The sequence below is a fragment of the Micromonospora sp. D75 genome, assembly GCF_018070405.1.
Taxonomy (GTDB): domain Bacteria; phylum Actinomycetota; class Actinomycetes; order Mycobacteriales; family Micromonosporaceae; genus Micromonospora; species Micromonospora chalcea.
On record NZ_JAGPXV010001058.1, the window covers coordinates 1 to 980 of the forward strand.

The following is a 980-nucleotide window of genomic DNA, read 5'->3' on the forward strand; positions in this document are numbered from 1 at the left end:
GGAGCGGAAGCTCGGCGCGAACTCGCGCGACTTCCGGCTCTGGGTGTGCCTGCACGAGGTCACCCACCGCACCCAGTTCACCGCCGTGCCGTGGATGCGCGCGTACTTCCTCGGCGAGGTGCAGGCGTTCGTGGACGCCTCCCAGGGCGGCGAGCACCTGCTGGAACGGCTCCGCCGCGGCGTGGCCACGCTCTCCGACGCGGTCAAGGACCCGGAGAGCCGGGCCAGCGTGCTGGACATCGTGCAGACCCCGGCCCAGCGCGCCGTGCTGGACCGGCTGACCGCGCTGATGACGCTGCTGGAGGGGCACGCCGAGTTCGTGATGGACGGCGTCGGTCCGCAGGTCATCCCCAGCGTCGAGTCGATCCGGGCGGCGTTCAACCGCCGCCGCGAGTCCGGCAACCCGCTGGAGAAGGCGATCCGGCGGCTGCTCGGCATCGAGGTCAAGATGCGCCAGTACGCCGAGGGTCGCAAGTTCGTGCACGGCGTGGTCGACCGGGTGGGGATGCCGGGCTTCAACAAGATCTTCTCGTCGCCACTGACGCTGCCGCGCCTGGACGAGCTGGGCGACCCGGACGCCTGGGTGAACCGCGTACACGGGCCCGCCGGTGCCACCCCGCCCCTCGGCTGACCCGCCCGGCCCGGGTGGTTCGCCCAGTTCGGTCGGTGCGCTGAGTTCGGCTGGCTCGGTCGTGCCGGGCGGTCCCGCCGGCTCGGCGGATCCGGCTGGCTCGGTGGATCGCCCCGGCCGGGCTGATTCCGGCGCGCGATCGCGCCGCTCTCCGTCGCCCGCTCCCGCCGTCGCCGCCGTGCGGCTCGCCGTACGCCGGACGCTGACCGGCCTGCCCGGCGCCGGACCGGTGCTGGTGGCCTGCTCCGGCGGCGCCGACTCGCTCGCGCTCGCCGCCGCCACCGCGTTCGTGGCTCCCCGCCTCGGCCGCCCGGCGGGCCTGGTGACAGTCGACCACGGCCTGCAGCCC

General features: G+C 74.8%; 1 protein-coding gene and 1 pseudogene. Both read left to right on the top strand.

The window, feature by feature from the left end; translation table 11 throughout:
* A partial coding sequence (locus KBX39_RS31950) for a zinc-dependent metalloprotease (RefSeq protein WP_210874142.1) occupies positions 1-631 on the top strand: 631 nt, incomplete at its 5' end.
* Between the two features lie 103 nt (positions 632-734).
* A pseudogene (locus tag KBX39_RS34180) lies at positions 735-980 on the top strand (hypothetical protein); the annotation flags it as partial.